This is a genomic window from Pseudoalteromonas sp. Scap25 (assembly GCF_013394125.1).
Classification (GTDB): Bacteria; Pseudomonadota; Gammaproteobacteria; order Enterobacterales; family Alteromonadaceae; genus Pseudoalteromonas.
In genome coordinates this window covers 601,232-623,953 of record NZ_CP041328.1, presented here as the reverse complement: position 1 = coordinate 623,953, position 22,722 = coordinate 601,232, and the positions used below count along the sequence as shown (strand labels likewise).

Annotated in this window: 21 protein-coding genes; 15 read left to right on the top strand and 6 right to left on the bottom strand. The window is 39.5% G+C overall.

The genetic code is table 11. From position 1 onward, the window contains the following. Positions 1 to 3 precede the first annotated feature (3 nt). Positions 4 to 507, top strand: a complete 504-nt coding sequence (locus tag FLM54_RS18230) for a GNAT family N-acetyltransferase (RefSeq protein WP_178957265.1) — start codon at positions 4 to 6, stop codon at positions 505 to 507. Here the strand turns inward: FLM54_RS18230 and FLM54_RS18225 are convergent. The 3 genes from FLM54_RS18225 to FLM54_RS18215 are packed head-to-tail and all read right to left on the bottom strand — an operon-like array spanning position 494 to position 3,989. After that, on the bottom strand, positions 494 to 1,108 hold the full coding sequence (locus tag FLM54_RS18225; protein ID WP_178957263.1) for a membrane integrity-associated transporter subunit PqiC: 615 nt from the start codon (positions 1,106 to 1,108) through the stop codon (positions 494 to 496). The two genes, FLM54_RS18230 and FLM54_RS18225, sit on opposite strands and share 14 nt — an antisense overlap. Further along, the gene (pqiB, locus tag FLM54_RS18220; protein WP_178957262.1) at positions 1,108 to 2,763 is read right to left on the bottom strand and encodes an intermembrane transport protein PqiB; all 1,656 of its coding nucleotides are present in this window, start codon (positions 2,761 to 2,763) and stop codon (positions 1,108 to 1,110) included. The genes FLM54_RS18225 and pqiB overlap by 1 nt, the downstream gene beginning before the upstream one ends. After that, the gene (locus tag FLM54_RS18215; RefSeq protein ID WP_178957260.1) at positions 2,760 to 3,989 is read right to left on the bottom strand and encodes a paraquat-inducible protein A; all 1,230 of its coding nucleotides are present in this window, start codon (positions 3,987 to 3,989) and stop codon (positions 2,760 to 2,762) included. Before FLM54_RS18215 ends, pqiB begins: the two co-directional genes overlap by 4 nt. Positions 3,990 to 4,129: 140 nt before the next feature. On the opposite strand from FLM54_RS18215, the gene FLM54_RS18210 reads away from it, so the two are divergent. Beyond that, entirely contained in the window at positions 4,130 to 4,900 is a 771-nt protein-coding gene (locus tag FLM54_RS18210) for an ABC transporter substrate-binding protein (RefSeq protein WP_178957259.1), read from the top strand. Between the two features lie 3 nt (positions 4,901 to 4,903). Here FLM54_RS18210 and FLM54_RS18205 read toward each other — a convergent pair whose 3' ends face one another. Further along, positions 4,904 to 5,713 (bottom strand): acyl-CoA thioesterase, encoded by an 810-nt coding sequence (locus tag FLM54_RS18205; protein WP_178957257.1) that lies wholly within the window; start codon positions 5,711 to 5,713, stop codon positions 4,904 to 4,906. A 239-nt stretch (positions 5,714 to 5,952) separates the two neighbouring features. Here FLM54_RS18205 and dnaK point away from each other — a divergent pair, with 239 nt between their 5' ends. From dnaK to FLM54_RS18150, 11 genes are all read left to right on the top strand, one after another. After that, entirely contained in the window at positions 5,953 to 7,872 is a 1,920-nt protein-coding gene (gene dnaK / locus FLM54_RS18200) for a molecular chaperone DnaK (RefSeq protein ID WP_138621414.1), read from the top strand. Positions 7,873 to 8,087: 215 nt separating this feature from the next. Beyond that, the gene (dnaJ, locus tag FLM54_RS18195; protein ID WP_138608032.1) at positions 8,088 to 9,227 is read left to right on the top strand and encodes a molecular chaperone DnaJ; all 1,140 of its coding nucleotides are present in this window, start codon (positions 8,088 to 8,090) and stop codon (positions 9,225 to 9,227) included. 102 nt (positions 9,228 to 9,329) lie between these two features. Next, a complete protein-coding gene (gene ybaK, locus FLM54_RS18190) occupies positions 9,330 to 9,791 on the top strand; it encodes a Cys-tRNA(Pro) deacylase (protein WP_178957255.1) in 462 nt (153 codons plus the stop codon). Positions 9,792 to 9,940: 149 nt separating this feature from the next. Beyond that, a complete protein-coding gene (locus FLM54_RS18185) occupies positions 9,941 to 10,309 on the top strand; it encodes a response regulator (RefSeq protein WP_178957244.1) in 369 nt (122 codons plus the stop codon). Positions 10,310 to 10,442: 133 nt separating this feature from the next. Beyond that, positions 10,443 to 10,694 (top strand): hypothetical protein, encoded by a 252-nt coding sequence (locus tag FLM54_RS18180; protein WP_138607811.1) that lies wholly within the window; start codon positions 10,443 to 10,445, stop codon positions 10,692 to 10,694. A 161-nt stretch (positions 10,695 to 10,855) separates the two neighbouring features. Then, a complete protein-coding gene (locus FLM54_RS18175; RefSeq protein WP_131692315.1) occupies positions 10,856 to 11,119 on the top strand; it encodes a CBU_0592 family membrane protein in 264 nt (87 codons plus the stop codon). A gap of 173 nt (positions 11,120 to 11,292) precedes the next feature. Further along, positions 11,293 to 13,023, top strand: coding sequence for an ATP-binding protein (locus FLM54_RS18170; RefSeq protein ID WP_178957243.1), 1,731 nt, complete (start codon positions 11,293 to 11,295; stop codon positions 13,021 to 13,023). Continuing rightward, entirely contained in the window at positions 13,016 to 14,383 is a 1,368-nt protein-coding gene (locus FLM54_RS18165; RefSeq protein ID WP_178957241.1) for a sigma-54 dependent transcriptional regulator, read from the top strand. Before FLM54_RS18170 ends, FLM54_RS18165 begins: the two co-directional genes overlap by 8 nt. A gap of 174 nt (positions 14,384 to 14,557) precedes the next feature. Next, the gene (locus FLM54_RS18160) at positions 14,558 to 15,514 is read left to right on the top strand and encodes a porin (protein WP_178957239.1); all 957 of its coding nucleotides are present in this window, start codon (positions 14,558 to 14,560) and stop codon (positions 15,512 to 15,514) included. Between the two features lie 11 nt (positions 15,515 to 15,525). After that, positions 15,526 to 17,001 (top strand): DASS family sodium-coupled anion symporter, encoded by a 1,476-nt coding sequence (locus tag FLM54_RS18155; RefSeq protein ID WP_178957238.1) that lies wholly within the window; start codon positions 15,526 to 15,528, stop codon positions 16,999 to 17,001. Between the two features lie 186 nt (positions 17,002 to 17,187). After that, a complete protein-coding gene (locus FLM54_RS18150) occupies positions 17,188 to 18,606 on the top strand; it encodes a coniferyl aldehyde dehydrogenase (protein ID WP_178957232.1) in 1,419 nt (472 codons plus the stop codon). Positions 18,607 to 18,674: 68 nt separating this feature from the next. Here the strand turns inward: FLM54_RS18150 and FLM54_RS18145 are convergent, their stop codons facing one another. Beyond that, positions 18,675 to 19,400: a tetratricopeptide repeat protein gene (locus tag FLM54_RS18145; RefSeq protein ID WP_010389004.1), complete on the bottom strand. Its 726-nt coding sequence runs from the start codon at positions 19,398 to 19,400 to the stop codon at positions 18,675 to 18,677. A gap of 311 nt (positions 19,401 to 19,711) precedes the next feature. On the opposite strand from FLM54_RS18145, the gene FLM54_RS18140 reads away from it, so the two are divergent. Continuing rightward, positions 19,712 to 20,575 carry a DUF6279 family lipoprotein gene (locus FLM54_RS18140; RefSeq protein ID WP_178957230.1) on the top strand — a complete coding sequence of 288 codons (864 nt, stop codon included), beginning with the start codon at positions 19,712 to 19,714 and terminating at the stop codon, positions 20,573 to 20,575. Between the two features lie 109 nt (positions 20,576 to 20,684). Continuing rightward, entirely contained in the window at positions 20,685 to 21,698 is a 1,014-nt protein-coding gene (locus FLM54_RS18135) for a GGDEF domain-containing protein (RefSeq protein ID WP_178957228.1), read from the top strand. 12 nt (positions 21,699 to 21,710) lie between these two features. Here the strand turns inward: FLM54_RS18135 and FLM54_RS18130 are convergent, their stop codons facing one another. Next, positions 21,711 to 22,649 carry a LysR family transcriptional regulator gene (locus FLM54_RS18130; RefSeq protein WP_178957227.1) on the bottom strand — a complete coding sequence of 313 codons (939 nt, stop codon included), beginning with the start codon at positions 22,647 to 22,649 and terminating at the stop codon, positions 21,711 to 21,713. Positions 22,650 to 22,722: the final 73 nt, after the last annotated feature.

Here is a 22,722-nt window from a genome sequence, read left to right as displayed (position 1 = left end):
ATTTTGAATATTGCTTTTAAAACTGAACGTTTACTTATACGCTTTGCACAAATAGCTGACGCGGCTGAGTTACTTAAGTTAGTTAACCAGGCCAACTTTATTAAATACATTGGTGATAAAGGTATTCATACCCTAGACGACGCTAAAAAATACATCAAAGACAGCTTTATAGCTGCCCATAAAGAGCACGGTTTTGGGCCTTATATGATCACACTCCATGATGAAACTGTGGTTGGTATTGTTGGTTTTTATCAGCGAGCGACTATGCAACATCCCGATTTAGGGTTTGCGTTAAAAGACGGCTTTGAAAAAAAGGGATATATTTTTGAAGCAGCTACAATACTTTTAAATAACAGACATAAATTAGGTATAAAAGATGTATGCGCAATTACTTCAACGGCTAATTTAGGATCTCAAAATACACTATATAAACTGGGTTTTACTGAGGTGGGTAAGGCAGTCATCAATGCTGATAAAACCACCATCAGTGTATTTATTTATGATTGAGTCTTGTTTTTTCAATTGTATTTGCCACATTTGAATTTATCTCTAGCCACATTTTTTCAAGGGTAGCGACTAATGAATTGTAGCCATCGTTATCTATTGGCGTTACATTTGAGAAGTTATGAATGCTTAGTAAACGTCTGCCTGATTCTGGGTGGGTATAGTACAAACGCCATAACCCAGAGATATCTGCATTACCTTGCAGATCGCCGTTAAAGTGATGTAATTCATATTCTAGTTCATAAAATATTTGTTGTTGTTGGTCGGTAATGACCGGCAATCCTTTTATAACCATCCAGTTGCTCATGGCATTAAATAATGTTTGTTGCGCAGTTGTTGTAAGCATTACATCCGGCGATTCGCCCCACAAGTGATAATTAGCAGCATGAACTTGATTATTATCTACTTTCATAGCAATACCACGGTTATTCAATGCCCCCCTTAAGGTAACTGTTTGCACCCTGAGTTGTGCTTTTGTATCTTGCACATTTCGCGAAGAGTCAGTTATGGGTTGTTCAAATTGGTAATATTGAGTTGCAGTTTGAATAGCCGAGCTACAACCACTTATAATCAAACCAGCTAAAATTAAAAATAGTGCTTTCATTATTGTTTCCTTGGTTGCGGGTCGCTAGGCAGTGACTTATCAAAAATGAGCATGTTAGGTTGTTCGTTTAACCCACGAGTAAGTGGTTGGAATTCTTCAGATAAACGCCTAATTTGCAGCAGTGTTTGTTCAAGCTGGTGGTGCATTTGTGAGCCTGCTTGATAGCTTGCCATGGTTTTATCAAACTGCCGCATGGTTATTTCAAATTGCTCCATACTTTTGGTTATTTTTTCGAGATTACGATTAAAGTCACCGGGTAAATTTTGGGTGTCAGGTTTACTTAATAATGTGCGCATTTCACTGGCCAACGCTTGATACTCGCTGAAAGTTGTTTGCATTTTTGCCAAACTGTCTTCAATTTTTAAATTATTTACCTTATTCAGCACATCAGACACTTGGTCAGCAAGCACCGTTATACCACTAGATACACTCGGAAACACATCGTATTGAGCAAGCTTTTTAAGCTCGCTTTTTGGGGTGTCAGTATAAAAGTCAAAGTCGACGTACACTGCACCAGTGAGTAAATTCCCCGGTTTAAGCGATGCCCTCATACCATTTTCAATCCATTCGTTTATGCTTGATGCCCAATACTCTTTAGCTAAGGCATTGTTGTGATATAAACGCCCATACTCGACTTTGATCAATACGGGTACTGCGGTATTTTTAGCACGAAAATGAGCGGGTTTGCCATCTATTATTACGTTCGCAGGAGCTTCAACCACAGTACCTATGCGTGTTCCTCGGTACTCTACTGGAGCACCTACACGTAAGCCTCGAATAGATTGCTCAAACTCAATAAGGTAATAATCAAAATCATAAAAGCGCTCTTCTAGAGCTTGTTTATAGCTCTGGCTTAAAGAAAAGCTATGACCGTCTTGTGCTAAATCGCCAGGAGCTTGCTGTTCAGGTAGTCCGACAGAGATCCCCCCTTTCAATAATTTGCTCAAAGAACCGGTGTTAATGTTAATACCATCTGCGGAAAGATCTATTTCTATCCCTGAGTTAACCCAAAAAATAGAATTTAAGGTGATCAAGTTCTCATAGGGGGCTTTAATAAAAATACCGTATTGCATTGCTTGGTTTTTCCAATCAAAAGTAGCGGTTTCTATTTGGCCTATTTTATAGTTTTTAAAAAATATGCCAGTACTCACATCAAGTACTTCTGCATTGTAACTGAGTAACTTAAAGCGCCCACCTTGAACATCTTTGCCTATTAATGCAGGCTCTTCTTGAAGTTTAAACTGCTTCTTTAGTTGTTTACTTTCGCCTGGCGAAAACTCTAAATAAACACCTGAGAGCAAAGTGCTCATGCCACTAATGCCAGTTTCATCTATGCGAGGTTTTACCACCCAAATACGGGCATCTTCAGTAAGCAAGTTATCGTAGTTTTTATCTATTTGTGCTCTGGCTATCACGCTGTCTTGACTGTTGGAGAGGCGAATGTGATCAATTTGTCCTATTTTAACACTCCGTACTTTAATTTCTGTTTTACCGGCAACAATGCCCTCGGCTTGCGGCATAGAAATATAGATTGTTTGCCCTTTATTTAATTGGTATTGATAAAGCATCCAAATACCTACCAATAAGGCAACCACGGGAATAATCCAAATCGCAGAAATACGTGTTTTTTGTGCTACGTTGGCTGTTTTAGTCATGCTTTATTCTCTGCGTTTTTATTTTTAGGTGAATCCCACAGTAAACGAGGGTCAAATGCGTGTGCTGCCATCATTTGGCATAATACCATAACAGTAAAAAAAACGATGCCTAAACCCGGTATAACCGACATCAAATTTCCTAGCTGCACTAATGCAACTAATATAGCCACAACAAACACATCAATCATAGACCATTTTCCTATAAATTCAGTAAGTTGATACACTTTTGTGTAACCTTTTGTATGCAGGTTGGCGGGTTTTGTAACCATAAAACATAAAAAACTTAAAATGAGCGCTTTCGCTAATGGCACCACCACACTTGCAAAAAAGATAATCAGCGCAATAGGGTAGGAGCCGCTATTCCATAAAGTAATAACACCAGAAATAAGCGTGGCAGGGGTTTCATCCCCAAGGCTGATAGTGTACATAATGGGCAGTAAATTCGCGGGGATATAACAAATTACTGAGGTAACTAGCCAAGCTGCTGCTTTTTGAACGCTGTACGGGTTTCTTAAGTAGGTTTTACTATGGCAACGAGGGCAGATTAGGTCAACGCTCAACTGGTGGCAAACATGGCAGGCTTTTATATTATCGTCTATTGCACGTTCTGCGCCTGCACTACTTTGAAGCCGAATTGCCGGGCTTACCTGCGACCACAACCTTGCACGATTTAGCCGTGTTAACGCACTAACATAAAAAATTACAAATCCCACATAGGCAAAAAAGCTGGTACCAAAGCTAACCTCAGCTAATGACATTATTTTAACCATACTAACCAAAACACCAATCAAAAATATTTCTGACATGATCCAAGGTTCAAGTGCCAAGGTAAACTTTAATAGCCTTTTTGCAATTGCTTGCGGCAGCGCTTTGAGTACCCCTAAATGTAAAGGGATCAAAATAATGAGCAAACTCATAGGCAGAATAATAATGCTGATATCAATAAACAGGCCGAGCAGGTCACTATCATAATTAAATAGAATGCGAGCAGCATCAGGTAGGGTAATTGTTTGGGTAATACCATTGCTACTAAAAGAAATAAACGGATAAAACATACTACTGAGCAACATCAGCAGTGCGCTGAAGCTTAACGCGACTATTTCGATATCATGGTTAACATTAACACCGCGAATTTTGTGATTACAGCGAGGACACAGTGCAACCTGTTTGGCATTAATGTCGGGAATTTCAATGATAAGATCACAGCTTGGACAGGCAGTTTGCAAAATGTTAGCTTATAGTTAATTCAATAATTTAAATATTGCTATAATTAATAGCTAAATACAAACGCTGCGACTAAATTACTAATAATATAAAAAGAAAAGTAATCTCAACAACTGAAAATAAAAACGGATTAGGTGATAGTGTGAAAGTGGTTTTTTTATTGGCCTTAGTATGTTTATGTAGCGATAGCTTTGCATTTATCAAAGATAATAATCAGCAACGAGTTACTGTTGCTGCTAACCCTACTGTTGCACCCTATGTAATAAGTGAAACTGATTCAGGAATTCAGCTCGAAATTGTAAAAGCAGCACTAAGTAATCAAGATATAAATGAAGTCGATGTACAGTACATGTCAAATCAACGTGCAGATGCCTTATTAAACCAAGGTCATGTTGATATCGCATTAAATTATTCAGGTATTTTAATTACAGGCATATATCGAAGCCAACCTGTTGTCAGCTACGAAAATGTGGTGGTGAGTCTTAAAAAGAGTAGCTTTACTATTGATACTATTTACGATCTGGCGACTAAAAGTGTTTTAGCATTTCAGAATGCACCTGCCTATTTACCCAAAGAATTTGGCCACAACTTAGAGAATTTAAGAGGCTATGAAGAAGTACTCAACCAACAAGCGCAGATACACCACTTAATGGCAGGCTGGGTTGATACCATTATTCTCGATAGGCGTATATTTCTTTACTACTTAAAGGAATATCAAAAAACCAATGCCACCAAAGATTTTGTTATCCATACTATTTTTCCACCTGCGGCAAGACCTGCGTATTTTAAAAATGATTTGCTGAGGCAGCAATTTGACCAAGGCTTAGCCAACATAATTCAGAGCGGTGAATATCGCACCATAATGCTTAATATAGATAAACAATATACCCAGCGCGACTTCACTCGTTTTTAATTGTTAATCAAATAAAGCCACGGTTTGGCGGGTTAGGGCAATAAGCTCACCTGATTGCGACCAAATACAGCCATCTTCAAGTCCGTAACCATCTTTTGAGTGATGAGTAATTGCTTCAAAGCCCAACCATTCACCCGGGGCTAAGTTAGGCGCTTGTACAAATTCTAAATACCACGACATACTACTTGCCGGTGCTGGTTGTTTAAACATTTGCAGCAAAGTTGGTGGCCATGCGTCAGTAAGGGCAATAACATGGGCTTCTGTAATTGCTTCTGGCGTATGTTTGAAGCGCATCCAACCACCTAAATGAGAGGTTTCAGCACTGCTAAACGGCATGGCTCCTTGTTGAGGGCATAAATCAACATGTTGAAAAAATTCTGGCATTTGCCCAGGTACAAATCCTAAACAGTGGCGTTCGTTCACAGGGTGTAAGCCTAGCGACTTTGATACCGGTACATTAATTGATGAATTACGATTTTTAGCAAAACAGGCCTGCACAATAACGCATACTGCGTCATCTTGAATGGCTTTGGCTAGCACTTGGGTACTACTTTTTCCTTCACGTAATATTTCTACCGACAAAGAAAATGGCTTTTCAGCCAATAAAGGGCCGACAAAGTTTGTACTTAAAGAAAGCAGTCGTCTTGATGAGTCAACTTTATTGCGCATTGCTTGATAAAGAAGCGCCGCAGAGAGGCCGCCAAAAGCAGTTCTACCTTGGCACCAATTAGCAGGAAACTGCATAGTATTGGTTTCTTGGTCCGTTTTCTTACTTGCTAGGGCTGCTTGTTGTAATAATTGTTCAAAGTGCACAAATAATGTCCTTTTAGTGTTATTTGCTGAATTTATATCACACCCAAACTCATCAGACCAGACAATAAGGACTCTCCTAAATAACAAAAAACGAGCAATCCTTACTCTTTTTAGGGTTATTTAGTAAATAAATTAAAAAAAATGAATTTTTTTTCATTTTTACAGTTGAATTAAGTTTGTGGCATCCCTATTAACTAGTCATCGAACGTATTAACGAATTTAGAAGTTGGAGAAGATTCATGGGTAGAATTATTGGAATCGATTTAGGTACTACTAACTCTTGTGTTGCAGTACTTGATGGTGACAAAGCACGTGTTATTGAAAATGCGGAAGGCGATCGCACAACCCCGTCTATTATTGCTTACACGCAAGACGGTGAAACGTTAGTGGGTCAACCTGCAAAACGTCAAGCGGTAACTAACCCAACAAACACATTGTTCGCAATTAAGCGTTTAATTGGTCGTCGTTTTGAAGACGAAGAAGTACAACGTGATATCGGCATCATGCCTTTCAAAATTATCAAAGCTGATAATGGCGACGCATGGGTTGAAGCGGGCGGCGAAAAACGCGCTGCACCACAAATTTCTGCTGAAGTACTGAAAAAAATGAAGAAAACAGCTGAAGACTTCTTAGGTGAAGAAGTAACTGAAGCGGTAATCACAGTACCGGCATACTTTAATGATTCACAACGTCAAGCAACCAAAGATGCTGGCCGTATTGCGGGTCTTGAAGTTAAACGTATTATCAACGAGCCAACGGCTGCAGCACTTGCATACGGTATGGATAAAAACCGTGGTGAAAACGTTGTAGCAGTATATGACTTAGGTGGTGGTACTTTCGATTTATCAATTATTGAAATTGATGAAGTTGAAGGCGAGCACACATTTGAAGTTCTAGCGACTAACGGTGACACTCACTTAGGTGGTGAAGATTTCGATAACCGTGTTATCAACTACCTAGTAGCTGAATTTAAGAAAGATCAAGGTATCGATTTACAAACTGACCCACTTGCTATGCAACGTGTTAAAGAAGCAGCAGAGAAAGCAAAAATTGAGCTTTCATCAGCACAATCTACAGAAGTAAACCTTCCGTATGTAACCGCTGATGCGTCTGGTCCTAAGCATATGAACGTGAAATTGACACGTGCTAAGCTTGAGTCATTAGTTGAAGACTTAGTGACTAAGTCAATTGAACCGCTTAAGCGTGCACTTGCTGATGCAGACCTATCTGTGAACGATATCAACGATATCATTCTAGTGGGTGGTCAAACTCGTATGCCACTTGTTCAAAAAACAGTAGCAGAGTTCTTCGGCAAAGAGCCACGTAAAGACGTTAACCCTGATGAAGCAGTTGCAGTAGGTGCAGCGATTCAAGGTGGTGTACTTGCAGGCGACGTGAAAGACGTATTATTACTAGATGTATCACCATTATCTCTTGGTATTGAGACTATGGGTTCAGTAATGACGGCACTGATTGAGAAAAACACGACGATTCCTACTAAGAAATCGCAAACGTTCTCAACAGCAGAAGATAACCAATCTGCGGTAACCATTCATGTGTTACAAGGTGAGCGTAAACGTTCTAGCGATAACAAATCTCTAGGTCAATTTAACCTAGAAGGTATTCGCCCTGCACAACGTGGTACACCACAAATCGAAGTAACATTCGATGTGGATGCGGATGGTATCTTACATGTATCTGCTAAAGATAAAGACACAGGTAAAGAGCAAAAAATCACCATTCAAGCGTCTTCAGGTTTAAGTGATGAAGAAGTTGAAAAAATGGTTCGCGATGCAGAAGCACATGCTGAAGACGATAAAAAGTTTGAAGAGTTAGTAGCTGCACGTAACCAAGCAGACGCACTTGTTCACGGTACACGTAAACAAATTGAAGAAGCGGGTGATGCATTACCAAGCGAAGACAAAGAAGCAATTGAAGCGGCTGTTGTTGACCTTGAAGGTGCAATTAAGAGCGACGACAAAGCAGAAATTGAAGCTAAAACACAAGCACTTGCTGAAAAGTCTCAAAAACTAATGGAAATCGCCCAAGCTAAAGCACAACAAGCAGGTGGTGATGCCGGTGCAGAGCAACAACAGTCTGCTAAGCAAGACGACGATGTTGTTGATGCAGAGTTCGAAGAAGTTAAAGACGACAAGTAATTGTTACTAACGCTTCTCGCTAACCGAAAACACCATGACTACATTGCGTGTTTAAGTTAGGATGAACACCTGAGGCGCGTAGGCTAAAGCTTAACGCGCCTTTTGCATGTAAGAGATGTAAGTAAAGTGCTTTAAAAATTCAATGATAAATCGATATGATTTATCGGTTTGTCCAGCAGCTAGCGCTGCATATAGAAAAGAGTAGTGTGATAGATATGTCAAAACGCGATTATTACGAAGTCCTCGGCGTAAGCAAAGATGCGAGTGAGCGAGACATAAAAAAAGCGTATAAACGCTTAGCGATGAAATATCATCCAGATCGTACCGCCGGTGATAAAGACCTTGAAACCAAGTTTAAGGAAGTAAAGGAAGCCTACGAAATATTAACGGACGATCAAAAACGTCAAATGTATGACCAATACGGCCATGCTGCCTTCGAACAAGGTGGTGGCGGTGGTCACGGTGGCTTTGGTGGCGGTCAAGGTGATTTTGGTGATATTTTTGGTGATGTATTCGGTGATATTTTTGGTGGCGGCGGTGGCCGACGCCAATCTCGCCAGCAACGTGGTTCCGATTTACGTTACAACATGGACTTAAGCTTAGAAGAAGCGGTTCGTGGTAAAGACGTTGAAATAAAAGTACCGACTTGGGTTAGTTGTGACCCGTGTGACGGCAGCGGTGCCAAAGCGGGTTCTAAGCCAAAAACATGTACAACCTGTCACGGTGCTGGCCAAGTACAAATGCGCCAAGGTTTTTTTGCCGTACAACAAACATGTCCAACCTGTCATGGACAAGGTCAAATTATCTCAGATCCTTGTAACAAATGTCATGGTCAAGGCCGCGTTGAGAAAACCAAAACGCTATCGGTAAAAATTCCAGCAGGTGTTGATACGGGTGACCGTATTCGTTTATCTGGCGAAGGTGAAGCTGGTATGCACGGCGCACCAGCAGGTGATTTGTATGTGCAAGTGTCGGTTCGTGAGCATAAGATATTTGTTCGTGAAGCGAACAACTTATACTGTGAAGTGCCTATTAGCTTTACTACAGCAGGCCTTGGCGGTGAAATTGAAGTACCAACATTAGATGGCCGTGCAAAACTTAAAATACCGTCAGAAACACAAACGGGTAAAATGTTCCGTATGCGTGGTAAAGGGGTTAAGTCTGTACGCAGTGGTGCTCAAGGTGACTTAATTTGTAAAGTAGTGATTGAGACACCAGTTAATCTTAATGAGCGTCAACGCGAGCTGCTAACTGAACTTGAGGAAAGCATGGGCAAAGATAGCTCAAAGAACCGTCCAAAAGAGCAAGGCTTTTTTGATGGTGTTAAAAAGTTTTTTGATGACCTAACTAAGTAATTATTAGGGTCAACAGAACTTAGGTAAAAACGGCGCTTCTTTAAGCGCCGTTTTTTTGTTTAGTATGGTAAGTTATCAGAAATATATTGAGGACATTATCAGATGACCCCAGCGATAGAACAGCTAAAAAAATCCCGAATTAAATTTGACGTACTTAGCTATGAGCACGATGTAAACAACACTAATTATGGCCTTGAAGCAGTTGAAAAGCTAAACCTTAATAGCGCCCAAGTTTTTAAAACCTTGGTGTTAGAAACGTCAGAACAACAGCTAATTGTAGCAGTGTCGCCCGTTACTCAGCAGATTAATCTAAAGCAATTGGCTAAGCTCTGCGCAGTTAAAAAAGTAATGCTGGCAGAGCCGCAAAAAGTACAGGCAAGTACAGGATATATTTTGGGAGGCGTTAGCCCTCTTGGACAAAAAAAGCGCTTAAAAACCTACATACACTCAAGCGCATTGGACTTTGATACTATTTATGTGAGTGCCGGTAAGCGAGGGCTTGAAATTACACTCAGCCCAGCATGCTTAGCTGGGCTTATTCAAGCTTCGTTTGGTAGTTTTTAAATGCTCTATTATCAAACTTGCATTGTGTCAATAAAACTGATTATTTGCTTCAACAGCTATAGTTAACTAATGTAGATACTATCTATAACAGTTTTTGTTAATTCATTTTGATAAAAATTTGTTTGCACCTACTTTGGTTAAACATCCATATGAGAGTATTAGTTGTTGATGACATGCCATTAATGCGTCATGTATTAATTAATATGTTGAGACAGTTAGATTATAAAGACATCGTTGAAGCAACCGATGGTCTGCAAGCATTAACTATACTGCAAAATCAGCTCATAGATTTGGTTATAACAGATTTACATATGCCGAAAATGGATGGTCTAAACTTACTTGATGCTATTAGAAACGATACTGAGCATGCTCAGCTTCCGGTACTTATGGTGACCTGTGAAGACAGCTCTGAGACCGTAAAAAAGATAATTAATGCAAAGGTATCAGGGTTTATTATAAAGCCCTTTTGTATGAATGTACTGTCGGCTCAATTAACACGTTTAGCTAATAAAGTTTAATAACACAATATTTTTTAACATAATTACCTAATCAATAATCACTCTGATCAGTAATGCTTACTGCCATCAATTTCTTTTCTATCATGTGATAGCATGTACGCCATAGTAATCGTAAAATAACCATTGAGGTAGTATGGCTAAGCCCAATAAAAAAGGGCCTACAAAAACGGTCGATATATTTTGTTCTGCATGCAAAGCGCCTTTATTTAAATATCGTAAAGGGGGCAAAGGGGCGTTGGTAAAATGTTTTATAGAACGAATAACCCAAGATCACACTCATACTGAATGTGTATGCCCTGGCTGTGAACGACCTTTTGCACGTCCGGCGATCATAAGAGGGACTGCCGCTTATAAAATGATAGGTGGTAAAGTCACTTTTAAATAAACTGGCTATTTAATCCAAAGTATCAAGAGGCGGACATATGCCCTTGTGTGCTTTTATTTCACTGGTAAACTTCGCTGGTTTTGCTGTTTCAATGATTGAAAAAAACCCTCCCCATGGATTGGGCCAGTCAGTTGGGTTTTAAAATGGAAAAGGATAGACGTGTGATTGCACTTTTATTTGATATTGTTGGTATGAGTGGCACTTTTTTAGTGGTTGGTTCGTTTTTTTTATTGCAACTAAATAAGGTATCGCCAAAAAGTTTAGTCTATAACATGATGAATCTAAGCGGTGCTATTTTGTTGCTTATTAGTCTTTGTTATAACTTTAACTTAGCGAGCTTTGTGATTGAAATATTCTGGATCGCAGCCTCATTAATTGGTTTGTATAAGTATTTTAAAGACAAACCAGCGCTAGCAAAAGCGTAGACTAAGCTAAAACAGCATCCCTTTTGCAGGGAATTAAACCGTGAAATATTGTTTGTTTCACGGTTTTTTAGTTTCAGTACACTTGTTAACAAAAAGTTTCTTCTGCAAAGGCCTATAAATCGATACAATAGTGGCTATTAGTTATTATTAGCACCCTGGTGTTACAGGCGTTTATGTTCTCCATTCCTAAAAAAATTATTTTTGCTTGTATTCTGTTAGTGCTGTTATTAGTGGTTACATTTTCATTTGGCCGCGCTTATGATTTAGGCCAAGCTAAAATTCAAGCTGACCAACAGGTCATTCAATTAAATAATTATATTGATAATGAACTCGCACGTTTTGCAGCTATTCCTCAGCTCCTCACAGAAAATAATTTATTGATTCGTTTTACTAATAATGAATCACAACACTTTAATGCTATTAATAATTACTTGGCTGATATTCAACAAGCCAGCGGTGCCTCAGATGTATACATACTAGATCCCCTTGGCGACGTTATTGCAAGTAGCAACTGGCAAACCGACTATACGTTTTTAGGGAGCAACTTTGCATTTAGACCTTATTTTAAGCAGGCTTTTGCTGGAGAAAAGGTCGCTTACTTTGCCCTCGGACAGCGCTCAAAAGAGCGCGGAATATACTTTTCTCAGGCTATTTATCTAGATGGCAAAGCCATTGGTGTAGTGGCACTTAAAATTAATGTCGCTAAATTTGAAAATGATCGTTCGCTATTAAATACTTCAAAAGGCAGTCATTTTTATTTGCAACTTGCGGATAAAATTATCGCTATGTCAGATGAGCCCGCATGGCGTTTAAACACGTTTACAGAGCTTGATATTACTACACGCCGCGATATTAAACAGCGCCGTGCTTACTTAGATCATCAACCGTTACAAATAAAGCAGCAGCGCTACAAAAGTCAGGGCATTGAGCAATTTAAAATTGATAAAGATGAATATGTTGCCGCTTCAAGGCCACTGACATACCTAAATGCAACCATGACGGTATTGGTTGATATCTCGAGCATAAATGCATTACAGGTGCCCAGATTGTTATGGCTGGTGTTGTTTTATTGGGTATTTATTTTTGTCGGATATAGCTTATTGGCACGCTTTGCCGGATATAAAAAGTTACTGTATTCGCGTCATAGTTTAGAACTTGAAGTATTAGAGCGCACTCAAGCGCTTGAAAAAGCGCAAACTGCACTAGTACAGTCGGCAAAATTAGCCACAATAGGGCAATTAAGTGCGGGTATTAACCATGAAATTAACCAGCCACTGAGCGCCATAAACACCTATTTGGCAAGCGCTAAAATTTTTCTTAAAAAAGGAAAACTCAATGCATTAAATGAAAACTTAATTATTATTGAGAATTTAGTAGAGCGGGTGCACAAAATAGTGGCGCAGCTTAAACACTTTAGTAAGCCGGCGGCCATGCAACTTCGACCTCATCCACTGTCGGCGTTATTAAACAATGCGTTGATGATCACCCACCCGCAACTTAAGCAAGACGATGTTAACGTTAGTGCACCGCAGTTTTCGCAAGAGATCACTGTATGGGTTGATGCATTAAAATTTGAACAAGTACTGGTTAATGTGATCACCAATGCGTCACAAGCAATGAAGGGTGAGCCTAAACGAGAGCTTAGTTTCGATGTTGAGTGTTTTGAGGAGCGCGTTAAGCTTTCTATTTTAGATAGTGGTCCAGGTATTGAACACCATGTACTGGGCTCTATTTTTGAACCGTTTTACAGTACCAAATCAAGTAATGGCTTAGGACTGGGCTTATCAATTTCAAAGCAAATTATTGATTCATTTAATGGGTACTTAACGGCGCACAATCGCCCTCAAGGCGGTGCACAGTTTATTATTAGTTTATCAAGCATAGAGGCCCCAAAAAATGATTGAAGCCGTTGTTTGTAAGCAAGTGGTTGTTATTGATGATGAGGCGATGATCCGTGATTCGTTAAATCAGCTTTTAACCCTCGAAGGGTATGAGGTGCAGTGCTTTAGTGATGCGAGTGTTGCTTTAAGTCGTTTGAGTCGCAATTTTTATGGCGTTGTCCTTAGTGATATAAATATGCCGACTATGGATGGTTTAACTTTTATTGAGCAGGTAAAAGCATTCGACAGTGAACTTCCGGTAATATTTTTAACAGGTTATGCCGATGTGTCTGTAGCGGTAAAAGCGATGCAATTAGGCGCGTATGATTTATTTGAAAAACCCCTGAACGAAAATTTATTAGATTGCATTGCCAGAGCTTTAGACAAACGTGCTTTAGTTATGGAAAATAGAGCTCTGAAGCGTGCAGTTGAAAAGACCTCCGCGCCCGGTGTGCGTATTTTAGGCGAGACCCTTAAAATGCAGCACATGATGAACTTACTCAACACGGTGATTGATACCCCTGCAGATGTATTAATTGAAGGTGAAACTGGTACAGGTAAAGAATTGGTTGCCCGTTATTTACACGATCATAGTAACCGTTCCAGCTGTCAGTTTGTGGCTATTAACTGTGGTGCGGTGCCTGAGCAATTAATAGAAAGCGAATTGTTTGGTGCTGTTAGTGGCGCATATACTGGCGCAACACAAGATCGCAAAGGTAAGTTTGAGTTTGCACAAGGCGGCACCGTTTTTTTAGATGAAATTGAAAGCACTCCCTTATCGCTACAAGTTAAATTACTACGGGTGCTTGAAGAGCGAAAAGTTACCCCCGTGGGTGCAAATAAAGCCATTGACCTTGATATTCGTATTGTTGCGGCCACCAAGGTCGATTTACTTTCCTTGGTAGAAAAAGGTGAGTTTAGAGCCGATTTATATTATCGGTTGAGTTTAGTTAAAGTGAGTATTCCCGCATTAAGAGATAGAAAAGCCGATATTCCTTTGTTGTTTAAGCACTTTAGCTCTATTGCGGCCACTCGTTTTCATAAACCTTTAGGTGCGCTTAATATTGAGTTACAACAGCACCTACTTGCGCATGATTGGCCTGGTAATGTACGTGAATTAAGAAACCAGGCTGAACGCGCGGTATTACTTGGCGCCGATCTGGCTTTTGCACAGAGTGACTCAAGCAGTAGTGGCTCGTCGTTATCATTGGACTTAAGCCTTGTAGAAAAGGTCAGCTTTTATGAGCAGTCTTTAATTGAAGAAGCCTTAGAGCTTAATCATGGCAGTATTAAAGACACCATGGCAACGTTGCAAATAGCGCGTAAGACTCTCTACGATAAAATGAATAAATATAACCTTAATCGAGATATGTTTACCGATTAGTGGGTGGAAATGGTGATAGTAGGTATTTAAAGTGTGTGGAAATCCGCACATTTTAAGGCTTTCGATTATGGTTTTGTTTCTTAAGCTGTTGAAATTTTTTGTTATTATCTAGTTGGTCATGTTCTTGCTCTACAGTTGTAGACAACAAGTAACATCACACAATTAGGATACATAATGAAAAATAATTTATTCCAAGGCTCAGTACTTGCTGCGTTATGCAGTGCTGCCACACTACCTGTAACAGCGTTTGCTGCAGATTACACTGTGTACGGTAAAGCCGAAGTACAAATTGCCAACACCGATACTGGCATAATGCGTTACGCTGATGAAGGCACACAAATTGATGCCCCTTTCTCGCGTATTGGTATTAAAGGGGACCATAAATTAAATGAGTATTTTACTGCGGTATTTAAATACGAGGTTCAAGTAAAAGGCTTTGAACATGATGATACCAATGAGCCTTTTGCAGCACGTAATACTTACCTTGGTCTAAAAGGGGCGTTTGGTGAAGTAGTCGTAGGGCGAAACGATACGCGTTTTAAATACTCTGAAGGCAAGCTTGATAACTTTAACGAAACCCAAGCTGATATTTCACAAGTTATTGCCGGACAAGATCGCTTAGGCGATACTATTACCTATACTTCTAAGTACTGGCACAATGCACAGTTTTCATTTACCTATGCGCCAAAAGATGACAACAAAGACAATGAAGCTGGATTTGCGGCAACCCTTATTTATGGTGACCGTAGTTTAAATAAAGCACCTTACTCTATTTCAATCAGCCATGTTGACTCGCTTAATAATATTAAAGCAAGCCGTGTTGCAGGCGTGTATAAATTTGAAAAGCTAAAATTAGGTGCGTTATACCAACATTCAGAATCAATTGATGGTACTAAATCAGGGAATGGTTACGTGTTAAGCGCAAGTTACAAGCTAGACAAATGGATTCCTAAAGTACAATTTGCAAAAGATGATTCAAAACTACGTCAAGCATCAGACGCAACGCAGTGGACTACCGGTGTAGACTACACTTTTGACAAGCAAACTACCGCTTACCTTTTATATACTGACCTCGACCTAGAAGAAAATGCTGATAACAGTGTTGCGCTTGGTCTTAAATATAAATTTTAAAGGTTGTTAATATGACAAAACGTATTTTAGAAAATAACGCTAATAAAAAGCCGTTTATGCAATGGCTGTTATTATTACTTGGTCCGTGTGTAATGTTACTGACCTGTTTAGCTGAGCCGCCAGTAGGAATGTCGGTTGCTGCTTTTAAAACTGCAGGCTTAGCATTTTGGATGGCGTCGTGGTGGGTAAGTGAAGTTGTGCCCATTCCTGCTACTGCATTACTTCCTTTAGTGATTTCGCCTATTGTAGATATAGCGGCTATAAAAAGTGTTGCAGCTCCTTATGCGCATCCGCTGATCTTTTTATTTTTAGGCGGTTTTTTAATCTCAATTGCTATGGAGCGTTGGGGATTACACAAGCGTATTGCATTAAGAACTATGCTTTATGCAGGTAAAAAACCAAGCTTACAAATTTTAGCTATGATGTTAGTGACTGCATTTTTATCTATGTGGATGTCTAACACTGCTACCGCGGTAATGATGTTGCCTATTGCCTTATCTATCACTCATTTAGTTAAAAGCTCTGATCCAACTAATGAAGGTTTTGGTAAAGCACTTTTACTTTCTATTGCTTATGGCGCGAGTATTGGTGGGATTGCCACTTTAATTGGTACTCCACCGAATGCACTAATGGCTGCATACCTATCAGACAGTTACCAAATCGAAATTGGCTTTGCCCAATGGATGATCGTTGGTGTTCCATTATCGCTTGGTATGTTAATCATCAGCTGGATTTGGTTAACTAAATTTACCTATAAAGTTGATGCGAATGTACAGACAAACAAGCGAATCGACACTAAAGCGGTATTTTCTTCGCAGCTAAAAGAGTTAGGACTCATGCAACGTGCTGAAAAGGGCGTATTGTTTGTGTTTATGTTTGCGGCTGTTTGTTGGATATTTAGACCATTACTAGGTGATATGACCGGTCTTAAAATTTCAGATACGGGTATTGCAATTGCAGCCGCATTACTTTTATTTGTACTACCTGCTAATAAAGGCAGTGATGAGCGAATTTTAGATTGGGAAAGTGCCGCTAAAGTGCCTTGGGGTGTGCTGCTTTTATTTGGGGGCGGCTTGACGCTAGCCTCGCAAATTAAATCATCAGGATTAGCCGATTACATTGCCAATATGATTGAGGGTGCGAGTGCAATTCCTTTAGTTATGAGCATTCTTGTGGTGGTGGCACTCATTACTTTCTTAACGGAAATTACCAGTAATACGGCAACAGCCGCAGGCTTTTTACCATTACTGGGACCTGTTGCTGAGTCTGTAACTGGTAGTCCATTAGTATGGGTGATTCCAGCCGCGATTGCATGTAGTTGTGCGTTTATGATGCCAGTGGCTACGCCACCGAATGCGATTGTGTTTGGATCGGGCGAAATTAAAATGAAAGACATGATCCGTGCAGGCTTTGTGCTAAATATTGTTGCTATTGTTTTAATCACGTTAGTGACAATGACCATTGCAGCTCAGGTGTTTGGTTTTTAACAGCCCCACAACTAACTAAAAAACAGCTAACCGATGCACACGAAAGCAATGCATCGGTATGAGTTCCAACCAACCTTTTTGAGTGATTTTGCAACGATTTTTATCGCGCTGCAAAATCACTCTTTATTGCTCGTGAAACAGAACAAGGTTATAGTCTTGAAAACGTTATAAATCGAGTAGCCTATTTTGATCACTGACACATTATCTACAGGGTCTTTGCGTTCACAATTTAATGAACTAAAGCACTCTTTTGAAGACTCTCCTTATTTACCCATTGAGCAACGCCTTGCTTTACTCAAGCAAATACGCGCTAACATTGTAACGCTAGAGCAAGACTTAATTGCGGCGGTATCTAAAGATTTTGGCTATCGAACCGCGTTTGATACTTTAGTGGGGGATATTTTGCCCACTATGCAGGGGCTTGCACATATTATTAAAAAGCTACCTCGATGGTCTAAGCCTAGTCATCGTAGCCCTGGTTTGAGCTTATGGCCCTCAAAAGTAAGTGTAACCTATCAGCCTATTGGCGTGGTGGGTGTGATTGCTCCGTGGAACTATCCTATTCAATTAGCCATTGTGCCTGTTATTACCGCTCTTGCCGCGGGTAATAGAGTGATGCTAAAGCTCAGTGAGTTTACGCCTAATACCAATGCGGTACTTGAAAAACTGTTTGCAGGAGAATTAAGCCAACACTGCAGCATTATTCAAGGGGGCAGTGAAGTAGCGAGCGAGTTCTCATCATTACCGTTTGCACACTTATTATTTACTGGCTCGACAGCGGTTGGTAAGTTGGTGATGGGTGCAGCGAGTAAAAACTTAACCCCGGTAACCTTAGAGCTGGGTGGAAAATCGCCAGTCATTGTTTTAGAAAATGCGGACGTAAATAAAGCCGCGAGTGCTTTATTATTTGGAAAGATGGCCAATGCAGGGCAGATATGTGTGGCTCCTGACTACGTATTTGTTCCTAAAGCATTAGAACATCAGTTTATTAAAGCTTTGTGTACACTTTATAAAAAGCATTTTAAACAAGGTGTTGAAGGTAAAAACCTGACCTCTATTATTAGTCCTGCTCACTATCAACGTCTGCTAGGTTATTTAGAGCAAGCGCAACAGCAAGGCGCTAAAATAACAAAGCCGCTTGAGCAAAATCAACAAGATGCTGAAAAACACCGGATGGGTCTGCATATTGTGACGCACGTCACAGATGAGATGCAATTAATGCAAGAAGAGTTATTTGGGCCTATTTTACCGATAATGAGTTATGACAAATTAGATGATGCGCTCAATTATATTCAATTGCGCCATCATCCATTAGCGCTCTATATACTAGGGCAAGATAAGCAAGCACAAGCACACATAATGAGGCAGACAATTAGTGGGACCGTTGCAGTTAACGACACCCTAATTCAAGTAGCTGCCGATGATGTGCCGTTTGGTGGGGTTGGTCACTCTGGTATGGGGCATTATCATGGCAAAGAGGGCTTTTTAACCTTTAGCCACGCAAGAAACACTTTAGTATCAGGTTCAATTAACCCACGTATAGGTTTATTACTCAAACAAAATAAATTACTGATCAAAGTGCTAAAGTGGCTTTATGTAAAATAGTCTTTAGTATTTTAAACAAAAAAGCTGAATGAATCACTTCATTCAGCTTTTTTAGTTATTTTATTTGCTTAAAACATTCGCCCTTCACCGGCGTAAGTACCTGCTAAAATTTTATTATAAATAGCATCGGCTTTTTCTTTAGCTTCAGCGACTTCTTTAGGGAGCATAGTGCGTTCATCAAGTTTACGACTGTGGCTAGCTTGCATGTTACCGTTGTACTCAGCAATGGTATTCCATACATACGACATTTCAAGGTTTTTTGGCATTCCTAAGCCTTCAAAATACATCAAGGCTAAATTAAATTGTGCAAGCGTGTAATTATTTGCGGCGGCTTTTTCATACCATGTTCTGGCGGCTTTATAATCTTGGCTCACGCCATCGCCGTTGGCGTACATTACCCCTAAATTATACTGTGCTGCAGGAAGGTTTTTATTGGCTGCTTTCTCAAATAAGCTAATAGCCATTTGTTTGTCTAACTTTACGCCGTTTCCTTCATCATACAAAACCGCAAGTGCAAACATTGAATCTACATGATTTTTTTTAACTGCTTGTTGGTAAAGTTCAGCTGCTTTGTAGTAGTCACGAGTAACTCCATGTCCGCCCTCGTATAACTTACCTAGTTCGTAAATACCTGGGGCATAGCCTTTGTCTGCAAGATAATTAAACTCTTTTAGTGCTTCCTCAAATTGACCTGCGTTTGCAGCTATTATGCCTTCCTCAAGCCCTGCATAAGCATAAGGTGTAGCAAGTATAATGCCCGCAAAGAACATTGCTTTTAAATTAGACTGTGACATATGCATGTCTCCAAATTAGTTATCGTTGTCGGTAAGCATCATAACGGTTAATCATTTACTTATTACTCGAGTAGGTAATAAATTATGAGCTAAATCAATAACGCCAACGTTTATAAGTTAGATATACAAACGTATTAACAAGTAGTTTTAACTATAGCTCAAAAATTCTAAACTTAAGCACATAGCTATGATATAAATTGCGTTAGCTTGCGATTCTATAGAAAAATGAAAAAAATAAAAGCAAGCAGTAGCTTACATAATTACTTATGATGATTTTTGGCAACCAAAGCATCATACAACGGGGTCTTTTCATGTTAAATAATTTAAAAAATATAAAACTAAGTAAAATTATTTTTATAACCAGTTTGTTATTTATTGCCAGCTGTTCAACGTCATTTGCCTATAACAACCTAGGTTGGTTATCGTCATTTTGGATTGATGATTACGTTGATCTTAATAAAAGCCAATCTAAGCAGTTAAAAGCGATTATTAACGATACCCGGGATTGGCATCGTGAAGTTGAATTACCAAAATATAAAGCCGATTTACTCGACCTAAGACAATTGCTAAACAATGAAGCTGATACTGCGCAGTTGATGGATAAAATAACCCAAGTTAAGCAGCATTGGCGAAACTTACTGTTGCATACCAGCGAGCCTTTAATTGAGTTAGCGCTGACCTTAACCCCGTCACAGCGCAGTGAAATGGTAAAAAATATTCGCGAGCAAATTAATGATGAAATCCAAGAGCATGCCTCATTAACTCAAGATGAGCACCAGCAACAACGCTTAGAGAGACAACTAGATTACTACAAGCAGTGGCTTGGCAAACTCACTTCTGAGCAGCAAATGCTCATATCACAAGCCAATAGTGCGCATACTAGTACTAGAAATTTATGGTACGACTACAAACTAGCTCGTTTAGCTGCACTTGAAGCTCTTTTTACCCAGCAAACACTTAGCGAGGCTGAATTTACTCAGCAATTACGCATCATTATTATAGAGCGTGAACAGTATATGAGTAATGAGCTGCTTGAGCTTAATGAACAAAACTTAAAAGCTTATGCGCAATTGCTACTCAAGTTAAACAAAACGCTGAGCCCTAAACAGTTATCGCATGTTGATGAAGAATTCGCAGATTTAGTGGGTACTGTTAATGAATTGATTATGGAATAAACGCTTTACTAATTCTTTTGGCTTGTTTTTTCTGAATTGTTTAAGCTTAAAATTGTGATTTTTGCATTTCATTGTTAACATAAGCTATCAAAAATATTTTAAGTTATCCATGGATATAGCTGCACTTAATAGTACAAAAACGCTACGTAAGCACGTTCTTAAGTGGATGTGCATTTGTTTTGGTTTTTTGTCGTTGGTATTTGCTGTATTTAACTTATTGGTGAATAATTTACCCCTTGTTGGTGGTCTCGAAGTCGGCTTTTCTTTGTTATGCTTATATATATTTAAGCACTCACAAAAACATTATCCCAAGCGCTGGCATGCCATTACCATGTGCTTAACCATCTCTTTAATTGTGTTATGCGGCACCTACTTAGCCCCCCCTAAAAACGGCCTGTTTTTGTGGACATTTATTTTACCTATTCTTTACTACTTACTACTTGGTAGACGTTACGGGTTATTTTTGTCTGCGGCATTACTTGTTTTACAGCTGGTGGTGTTATCTCAAAAACTGCCACATTCATCGTTTTCAGCTTTTAACATAGGGCTTAACTTATTATTCGTATATATAAGCATATGGGCTATATCTCATGTTTTTGAAGGTAATAGAGCTGATTTTTCAAAACGTTTAAAAAATTTAGCGTTACTCGATCCCCTTACTGGGGCTGGTAATCGTTTATCAATGAACCAGTTTTTTGAGGTAGAGATCAAAGATAAATCACAGCTTTACTTATTTTTACTCGATTTAGATTACTTTAAACAAATTAATGATCAGTATGGGCACGATATTGGCGATAAAGTGCTGGTTGAGCTAGCTACATTATTGCGCGGCACTTTTGCAAAAGGGTATGTGTTTAGAGTCGGAGGTGAAGAGTTTTCACTAATGAGTAACTTTGATAGTCCGCAAGCAGCCTTAGCAATGGCAGAAAAGTTAAGACTCGCAATACAAAATAAGCACATAATCGCTAATGGTGAAACCATTAAGTTAACCGCCAGTTTAGGCGTTGTACAATACCAGCAACAAAGCCTAAGCGAACTAATAGACTTGGCCGATAAGCAGCTTTATAAAGCCAAAGAGACTGGCCGTAACGGGGTCTGCACTGATATTTTAGCGCTGGCTTAAGTTTTATAGCGGCTAATACATTTGTTCAAAGTCAGGAATACTGTTTTCCCAAATCGGTCTTTCTTTACCAATATATTCGCGTACGGCATCAAAAAATAACCGGGTTCTTACCGGTAAATCACGATGTGGGTATACCGCATACATAGCACTGTGCTCCATTAATTTAAGGTCTGTCAATAAAGGCACCAGTTGTCCATCAATCACTTCTTTATCTAATATAAACGCGGGGGCTAAAACGTAAGTGGTTCCAGAGAGTGTTTTCATTAATAGTGCTTCAGCATCATTGGCTCTAAATACACTTTTAATTTTTTGTTCACATTGTTCACCAAGGTGGTTGTAGTAACTTACTCCCTCAACTCGCAGGGAACTGCTTGCGTAACTAGCAGCAGGTAATTGTGCTAAATCGGTTATGTTTTTCGGCATTCCATAGGTTTCAATAAATGCAGGTGAAGCTAAAAGTAATAAACGATTACGCGCAATCTTTCGAGCAATTAAAGAGGAGTCTTTTGGCTCACCCACTCTAAATGCCAAATCAAATCCTTCAGAGACAATATCCACAAGCCGATCATCTAAACGCAACTCTACTTCAACTTGCGGAAAACGCTTTTGAAAATCGTTAATAACAGGCTGTAAATAACGCCGGCCGATTAAAGTAGATGAGGTGATTTTTAATACGCCACGAGGTTCTAAGTGATAATTCTCTGCCATACGCAGGGTATCGCCGAGCAGGGTTCGCAGCTCGTCCGCTTTTTTTATCATTTCAGCACCTGCTGCGGTGAGTGAAAACGAACGAGTGGTTCGATTTAATAGCCTCACCCCTAGCTCATCTTCTAAACGACTAATTTGTTTAGAGATCACGGAACGATCAATGTTGCGTATTTCAGCAGCTTTAGCAAATGATCCCTGCTCAACCACTTCAAGCAGCATTAAGAGTCGGCTCGTTGTATCCATTATTGCACCATAGTGTCACTTTGATGCCATTTTGGCACTAATGAATTTAAAAATCTATTGTTTTTGTCAACAA

What these genes read in the sequence shown, in the direction of transcription:
- FLM54_RS18225 (WP_178957263.1), bottom strand. Translation starts at nt 1,108, where the DNA reads ATGAAAGCACTATTTTTAATTTTAGCTGGTTTGATTATAAGTGGTTGT.
- pqiB (WP_178957262.1), bottom strand. Translation starts at nt 2,763, where the DNA reads ATGACTAAAACAGCCAACGTAGCACAAAAAACACGTATTTCTGCGATT.
- dnaK (WP_138621414.1), top strand. Translation starts at nt 5,953, where the DNA reads ATGGGTAGAATTATTGGAATCGATTTAGGTACTACTAACTCTTGTGTT.
- dnaJ (WP_138608032.1), top strand. Translation starts at nt 8,088, where the DNA reads ATGTCAAAACGCGATTATTACGAAGTCCTCGGCGTAAGCAAAGATGCG.
- ybaK (WP_178957255.1), top strand. Translation starts at nt 9,330, where the DNA reads ATGACCCCAGCGATAGAACAGCTAAAAAAATCCCGAATTAAATTTGAC.
- FLM54_RS18185 (WP_178957244.1), top strand. Translation starts at nt 9,941, where the DNA reads ATGAGAGTATTAGTTGTTGATGACATGCCATTAATGCGTCATGTATTA.
- FLM54_RS18180 (WP_138607811.1), top strand. Translation starts at nt 10,443, where the DNA reads ATGGCTAAGCCCAATAAAAAAGGGCCTACAAAAACGGTCGATATATTT.
- FLM54_RS18170 (WP_178957243.1), top strand. Translation starts at nt 11,293, where the DNA reads ATGTTCTCCATTCCTAAAAAAATTATTTTTGCTTGTATTCTGTTAGTG.
- FLM54_RS18165 (WP_178957241.1), top strand. Translation starts at nt 13,016, where the DNA reads ATGATTGAAGCCGTTGTTTGTAAGCAAGTGGTTGTTATTGATGATGAG.
- FLM54_RS18160 (WP_178957239.1), top strand. Translation starts at nt 14,558, where the DNA reads ATGAAAAATAATTTATTCCAAGGCTCAGTACTTGCTGCGTTATGCAGT.
- FLM54_RS18155 (WP_178957238.1), top strand. Translation starts at nt 15,526, where the DNA reads ATGACAAAACGTATTTTAGAAAATAACGCTAATAAAAAGCCGTTTATG.
- FLM54_RS18145 (WP_010389004.1), bottom strand. Translation starts at nt 19,400, where the DNA reads ATGTCACAGTCTAATTTAAAAGCAATGTTCTTTGCGGGCATTATACTT.
- FLM54_RS18140 (WP_178957230.1), top strand. Translation starts at nt 19,712, where the DNA reads ATGTTAAATAATTTAAAAAATATAAAACTAAGTAAAATTATTTTTATA.
- FLM54_RS18135 (WP_178957228.1), top strand. Translation starts at nt 20,685, where the DNA reads ATGGATATAGCTGCACTTAATAGTACAAAAACGCTACGTAAGCACGTT.
- FLM54_RS18130 (WP_178957227.1), bottom strand. Translation starts at nt 22,649, where the DNA reads ATGGATACAACGAGCCGACTCTTAATGCTGCTTGAAGTGGTTGAGCAG.